This is a genomic window from uncultured Salegentibacter sp. (assembly GCF_963972535.1).
In the GTDB taxonomy this organism is placed as follows: domain Bacteria; phylum Bacteroidota; class Bacteroidia; order Flavobacteriales; family Flavobacteriaceae; genus Salegentibacter.
Genome location: NZ_CAXAVR010000157.1, coordinates 1 through 4,559, shown reverse-complemented (window position 1 = coordinate 4,559; position 4,559 = coordinate 1). Strand labels below are relative to the sequence as shown.

The window sequence follows — 4,559 nt, the reverse complement described above, 5'->3', positions numbered from 1 at the left end:
GAATACGGCTCAGTAATTTGTCCGTCATCGGTTTGCATCAGCAGGGTTTTACTGCCGTGAATAATACCTTCTTTTCCCAAAGCTGAGGTCGCGGCACTTTCACCGCTTTGTATACCTTTTCCGGCAGCTTCCACCGCAATAATTCCAACTTCCGGATTGTCTAAATAATGATAATAAATTCCGGCAGCATTACTTCCTCCACCTACACAGGCAACCACATAATCAGGGTTTTCCCGATTTTCTTTTTCTTTCAGTTGAACTTTAATTTCCTCAGAAATCACCGCCTGAAATCTCGCTACCATATCGGGGTAGGGATGAGGTCCAACCACTGAACCAATGATGTAATGAGTATCAAGCGGGTTGTTGATCCAATCGCGAATCGCCTCGTTTGTAGCATCTTTTAAGGTTCGACTTCCTGATTTTGCCGGAACTACTTTGGCTCCAAGCATCTTCATTCTGGCCACGTTTGGCGCTTGTCGTTCAATATCAATTTCACCCATATAGACAATACATTCAATGCCCATAAGCGCACAAACGGTAGCCGTAGCTACACCGTGCTGACCTGCACCCGTTTCTGCGATTATTCGGTCTTTTCCAAGACGTTTTGCCATTAAAATTTGCCCTACGGTGTTATTGACTTTATGTGCACCGGTGTGGCAAAGATCTTCCCGTTTTAGGTAAATTTTTGTTCCGTATTTTTTGCTGAAACGTTCCGCATAATAAAGTGGCGTGGGACGCCCTACATAATCACGCAACAAATCTTTAAATTCTTTCTGAAAAGATTCCTCTTTCATAATATCCAGGTATTGCGAACGCAACTCCTCTACATTGGGATAGAGCATTTCGGGAATAAAAGCTCCGCCAAAATCGCCGTAATATCCTTTTTCGTTAGCCTGATAGCTCATTTTTATTTGTTTTATTTGAGTGCTTCGAATGCACTTATTTTACGTCATTCTGAATTTATTTCAGAATCTATTTTTTTCGCCACGAATGCACTAATTTCTATCTCGTCATTGCGAGGGCAGCGCCCGTGGCAATCTTTTGCGATTTTCAAACAAAAGATTGCTTCTCCCTATCGGGATCGCAATGACGTAGTTATTACTAAAACCGCTTTTTAAATTCTTTTAGTTTTTCAACATTCTTAAAACCAGCTTCCTCTTCAAATTTACTATTTACATCTATGGCGTATAGCAAATTTTCTCTACCGTTTTCTTCAAAATAGGCTTTAAGTTCTTGAATAGCCTCAACTTCTTCCGATCCAATTCCTCCACTTAGGAAAAAAGGTTTTTTTGAAGGATAATCTTTTAAAACCTCCCAATTAAAAGTAATTCCGTTACCGCCTTTATTTTTCCCTTTAGTATCAAAAAGGAAAAAATCCACAACAGTTTCATATTCCTTTAAACGCTTAAAATCGAAATCGTCTTTAATAGAAAACACCTTTATGATTTCTACCTCGGTTTCAATCAATAGGGTTTTTAATTCAGCGCAAAAAGCCGCACTTTCTGCTCCGTGTAACTGAATTGCATTTAGATCGTGCTCTTTAATTCTCTCAAGAATAATATCGATCTCTTCATCAACAAAAACGCCGGTTTTTTTAATTGCTGAAGAAATTTCTGGCAGCTTAGCCTCGAAATACCTGGGAGTTTTTTCGTAAAAAATAAACCCCATATAATCAGGCTGAAGTTTCGCAACTTCGCTGATGTTTTCGGGATGCTTCATCCCACAGATTTTGAGTTTTATGTTTTTCATTTTTCCAACAAAAGATTGCTTCTTCTGATTTCATCAGAATCGCAATGACGTTTTTTATTTATAATTTATTCAATGTTTTTACAAATTCCTCTGCAGCTTTCCCCGGGTTATTAGTTTTCATAAAATTCTCACCAATTAAAAAGCCTTTGTAGCCAAATTGCTGCAAATCTTTAATAGCTTCAACCGAGCTAATTCCGCTTTCAGAAACTTTTACAAAATCCTCGGGGATCTTTTCTGAAAGCTTTTTGCTAATGTCGGTGGATACTTCAAAAGTCTTTAAATTCCGGTTGTTTACACCCAACATATCCAGGCTAGGCATAATAGACTTTTGCAATTCTTCTTCGTTATGCACCTCCAGTAACACTTCCAGGCCTATACTTTTTGCAAATTCTGAAAGTCTTTTAATTTCTTCCCGTTCCAGCACCGCAGCGATAAGTAAAATCACATCCGCGCCGTGTGCCTTTGCTTCCAAAAGTTGATATTCATCAATAATAAATTCCTTTCGCAGTAATGGCATTTTAACCGCCGCACGGGCATAAAGTAGATCGTCTAAAGATCCGCCAAAATATTTGCCATCGGTTAATACAGACATTCCTGAAATTCCTGCATCTTCATAACCTTTGGCTACATCTTCAACATTTAGATCCTGGTTAATTACCGATTTTGAAGGGGAACGTCTTTTATGTTCAGCAATAATCCCGGTTTTACTGGTTCTCAATTTTTCTGCCAGGGAAACTGTTTCGCGCTCAAAGAGCGCCGATTGTTCCAATTGGGACACGGGAACTACCAGTTTTTTTAAGACCAGTTCTTTATGTTTATCGGCTATTATTTTATCTAAAATGTTCATTTTTTGTTGTCTGTTCTCGGTTACGATTTCGGTTTTTAATTCTCGTCATTGCGAAGGCGAAGCCTGTGGCAATCTGTTTTTAATCTTCGTAATTATATTCAAAAGATTGCTTCAATCGTTCCTCTTTCGCAATGACGTTTCTTTTTTAATCCGTCATTGTGAAGATAGCGATAGCCAGATTCGGCAATTTATCCCTGCTGTCGGCTTGTTGTAGTTTTTATAAACTACAAACTCAATTCCTGTAACTTCTCCAATGCCATTAAGGCTTTCCCTGAATTTATAGATACGCGGGCAGTTTCAAAACCTTCTTTGACACTAATTTGTTTAGCAGTGGCAATCGCCATTCCGGCGTTAGCGCAAACCACGTTATTTTGGGCCTGAGTACCTTTTCCTTTTAATATATTCACAAATATTTCTGCAGAACTTTCTATAGAACCGCCACCGGCAATTTCTTTCTGATTTAAAGTTTCTACTCCAAAATCTTCGGGGCTCAGCATGCCTTCGGTATTATTGGAAATGGTTTTGGTATTTCCGGTAAGGGAAATTTCATCGTAACCATCTAAAGCATGCAAAATAGTAAAATTCTTATCGGTGTTTTGATATAGGTAACCATACATTCTGGCTAGTTCCAGGTTAAAAACTCCTACAAGCTGATTTTGCGGAAAAGCAGGATTTACCATTGGTCCCAGCATATTGAAAAAAGTCTTTACCGCAAGCGACTTTCGAATTGGCGCGACGTTTTTCATGGCCGGGTGGAATAGGGGAGCGTGCAACACACATATCCCGGCTTCGGCGATACATTTTTCAAGGAAACCGGGATCATTACTAAATTTAATTCCCAGGCTTTCCATAACATTAGAACTACCACTTACCGAAGAAACTCCGTAGTTTCCGTGTTTTGCCACATTTACTCCCGCTCCTGCCGTTACAAAAGAGGAAGTGGTAGAAATATTAAATGTGTTTTTCCCATCACCACCGGTTCCGCAGAGATCTATCGGGTTATAATCACTCAAATCTATGGCTACACAAAGTTCTAAAAGCGCATCCCGAAATCCCTCTAGTTCTTCAATGGTGATGCTACGCATCATATAAACCGTGAGAAATGCGGCGATCTGGCTTTCGTTATATTCTCCATTGGAAATACTGAAAAGCGCCTGCTTCGCTTCATCTTTGGAGATGGTTTCGTGGTTAATAAGCCTGTTTAGTAGTTCTTTCATAATTTATTTTGTCATTCCCGTGAAGACGGGAATCTGTTTAATTGCACTTTGTCACTCCCACAAAGGTGGGAGTCTTTTAAAACATAAACTTCGCGTTGTTTAGAGATTTCCACCTTTACTGAATAAATTCAGCACAAGCTGCGGAAATGACCTAACTGTTCACCCAATTCTGAATCATTTTTTTTCCATCTGGAGTCAATACCGATTCTGGGTGAAACTGAACTCCACGCACATCAAACTCACGGTGGCGGAGCGACATAATTTGCCCTTTTTCATCGTAGGAAGTAGCTTCCAGAGAATCGGGGAGTTCTTTTAAAACTACCCAGGAATGATAACGACCTACCTTCATTGTTTTTGGGAGATCTTTAAAAAGGGGTTCGTCGTCTACACAAAGGTCCATCGTGGTGGCAATGCCGTGATAAACAGATTCCAGATTGCCCAACGTCCCGCCGAAAACTTCCCCTATCGCTTGTTGCCCAAGGCAAACTCCTAAAATGCTTTTTGAAGAAGCATATTTTTCTATGATAGGTTTTAATAAACCGGCTTCACTGGGAATTCCGGGACCGGGAGAAAGCAGAATCTTATCATATTCCTCTACATCTTCCAACTCTAACTGGTCGTTTCTTATTACCGTGACCTCACAATCCAATTCTTCTAAATAATGTACAAGGTTGTACACAAAAGAATCGTAATTATCTATAACTAATATTTTTTTCATTCTACCTGGTGTAAAATTCTATTTTTAA

General features: G+C 39.4%; 5 protein-coding genes. All 5 read right to left on the bottom strand.

The window, feature by feature from the left end:
- The coding region (gene trpB, locus AACZ30_RS13005; RefSeq protein WP_339649874.1) for a tryptophan synthase subunit beta at window positions 1–905 on the bottom strand (905 nt) is incomplete at its 3' end.
- A gap of 196 nt (window positions 906–1,101) precedes the next feature.
- Window positions 1,102–1,749 (bottom strand): phosphoribosylanthranilate isomerase, encoded by a 648-nt coding sequence (locus AACZ30_RS13000; RefSeq protein ID WP_339649872.1) that lies wholly within the window; start codon window positions 1,747–1,749, stop codon window positions 1,102–1,104.
- A gap of 58 nt (window positions 1,750–1,807) precedes the next feature.
- Window positions 1,808–2,596, bottom strand: coding sequence for an indole-3-glycerol phosphate synthase TrpC (gene trpC / locus AACZ30_RS12995; RefSeq protein WP_339649871.1), 789 nt, complete (start codon window positions 2,594–2,596; stop codon window positions 1,808–1,810).
- 224 nt (window positions 2,597–2,820) lie between these two features.
- Window positions 2,821–3,813, bottom strand: a complete 993-nt coding sequence (trpD, locus tag AACZ30_RS12990; protein WP_339649870.1) for an anthranilate phosphoribosyltransferase — start codon at window positions 3,811–3,813, stop codon at window positions 2,821–2,823.
- 151 nt (window positions 3,814–3,964) lie between these two features.
- Window positions 3,965–4,531: an aminodeoxychorismate/anthranilate synthase component II gene (locus tag AACZ30_RS12985; protein WP_208224940.1), complete on the bottom strand. Its 567-nt coding sequence runs from the start codon at window positions 4,529–4,531 to the stop codon at window positions 3,965–3,967.
- Window positions 4,532–4,559: the final 28 nt, after the last annotated feature.

Bases quoted from the DNA above. Each gene is read 5' to 3' on its own strand.
- trpD (WP_339649870.1), bottom strand. From the start codon at position 3,813: ATGAAAGAACTACTAAACAGGCTTATTAACCACGAAACCATCTCCAAA.
- AACZ30_RS13000 (WP_339649872.1), bottom strand. From the start codon at position 1,749: ATGAAAAACATAAAACTCAAAATCTGTGGGATGAAGCATCCCGAAAAC.
- AACZ30_RS12985 (WP_208224940.1), bottom strand. From the start codon at position 4,531: ATGAAAAAAATATTAGTTATAGATAATTACGATTCTTTTGTGTACAAC.
- trpC (WP_339649871.1), bottom strand. From the start codon at position 2,596: ATGAACATTTTAGATAAAATAATAGCCGATAAACATAAAGAACTGGTC.